2 protein-coding genes are annotated in these 1,984 nt (G+C 39.7%); both read left to right on the forward strand.

Annotated elements, in window-relative coordinates:
- Window positions 1–688: 688 nt before the first annotated feature.
- Window positions 689–1,348 carry a hypothetical protein gene (locus EYW48_RS20975; protein ID WP_061065189.1) on the forward strand — a complete coding sequence of 220 codons (660 nt, stop codon included), beginning with the start codon at window positions 689–691 and terminating at the stop codon, window positions 1,346–1,348.
- 134 nt (window positions 1,349–1,482) lie between these two features.
- Window positions 1,483–1,984 (forward strand): ClbS/DfsB family four-helix bundle protein (locus EYW48_RS20985; protein ID WP_277433026.1); only part of this gene is annotated, 502 nt, incomplete at its 3' end.

The following is a 1,984-nucleotide window of genomic DNA, read 5'->3' on the forward strand; positions in this document are numbered from 1 at the left end:
TAACTAGGCGTTTAAGACGGATTCCCAACGCTTGGGAGTTTCGGCTCTAGGTTGAGTTTTGTGTTTAAGGCGCAATGGTTTAGGATTGTGGTCGCGTTGCTCACCACTTAACGCAGCGTTATGTGTTTGATGGGTTTTTAAGGTCAAAGCTACGATTTCATTGAGAATTTGTTCCGTATTTTCGGCAAGTTGGCTTGGTCGAAATGAGTTCGTGAAAGAGCTTCAATTGGTCACGTCCAAGTCTCTTGGGTTGCCTCAATTGAGTTTTCGATCTGGGTTGTGTTGAATTTCGTCAGTTTCAAGTCGCTTTAATTGAAATGTCTTTTTGACTGATTTGCTTGCTGACATTCAGCACTGAAAGTCTGGTGAAGTAAAAGGTTTTGTTGTGGCTGAAAGGGCGCTTTCTTTGTTGTTGATTCTGCAAGTGGCGCTCTTTGGCTCAGATCGCTGTGAAATTTAGGTTTTGGTCAGCATCGTTTTTGTACGTAACTTATTCAAATCTCTTCATTTCTACGGTGGTTTACTTTAAATTCACGGTAAAAATCACATAACAAGCAATTTAAGAGGGATTCCCAACGCTTGGCATTTTTGCTTCTACTTCAAATTTAGTGTTTACGGTACAATGCGTTAGGTTGGGTGGTAGCGTTGCTCACCCCTTAATTGGGCGTTAGGGCAATAGGAGTATATTTTGAACAGTGATGATATTGGTGCGATCATTGAATGCTTTATATCGAAAGAGAGTGCACTAAACGATGTTAAGAACTTTTTTATTGCCAATAAAATGGAAGCACTCTCATTTCTGGCGGGCGTTGTATCTTTAGCTATTGCTTTGATTGCAGCTCTATTAGGTGACGCTACCACCTCTTACATATCGTTATTTGCTTTTTTTGCATTTCTTGTACTGTATTCATTGTCCTCATTCATTTCTACAGTTCGCTTCTTTGTGGGTGCAACAAAAGAAACTTTAAAAGATATAAATGAAAGATATCGGTCGGACTATATAGTCGCGGAAGAAATTTCAACCTTCGGTGATGACAGCATAGACTGCGTTAAGGTCCTCTTTGAGGATCGCATCAGGTATTTAGAATCGAGGGTAGGTTTCCTTGTTGGAATTGTTGATAAACTGGGTATTGTTCCAGCTATCATCATGCTCTACTTGGCATATGTTAAAGCATTGGGTTCCGAAGAAATATTCAACTTATCACCTTTAATCACAGGCATCGTTTCTGGAGTTTATTTAGGAGCAATTACAGCTCGTATTGTAATTGATGCTTTGCGAGACAAAATAGGCATCTTAGAGCTTTCGAAAAAAATATCTCAAAAGCGCAAGGGGTTCAAATTGCCCTAACAAACTGTTTAAGAGTGATTCGCAACGCGTGGCATTTTTACTATGCGTTAGGTTTTGTGGTTAAGGTGGTATGCGGAAACATCGGTGTTGCGTTGCTCACACCTTAACAGGGCGTTATGTGAATGGAGGTCAAAATGTCTTCTGTACCAAGAAATAAGGATGAATTGGAGCTTGCTATAAACTCGATATTTCCGAAACTTATGGCTGACTATCGTTTAACTCCAGAAAGTAATGTTCGCAAATCAGGTGTAGAGGGAAACGTCAAAGGTACCCTCATTAGCGTTAGTGATACCGTGGCTTATTTGATTGGTTGGGGGAAGCTTGTACTTAAATGGTATCGTTTAAAATCTCAAAATCAACATGTAGATTTTCCGGAAACAGGCTACAAATGGAATCAATTGGGCTTGCTCGCTGAAAGCTTCCACGATGAGTATCGTAGCTGGAAATACGATGATTTACTTATTGAACTTGAGTCTACGGTTAATGAAATAAAGTTACTTATTTCAAGTTTAAGTGACCATGAGTTGTATGGTGTAGCGTGGTATGAGCAATGGACTTTGGGACGCATGATTCAGTTTAATACATCATCACCTATGAAAAACATGCGTACAAAAGTTAGGCGCTTCAATCAAGAAT

Origin of the sequence: Vibrio sp. 1180_3 (genome assembly GCF_029478545.1) — a bacterium.
GTDB classification, from domain to species: domain Bacteria; phylum Pseudomonadota; class Gammaproteobacteria; order Enterobacterales; family Vibrionaceae; genus Vibrio; species Vibrio aestuarianus.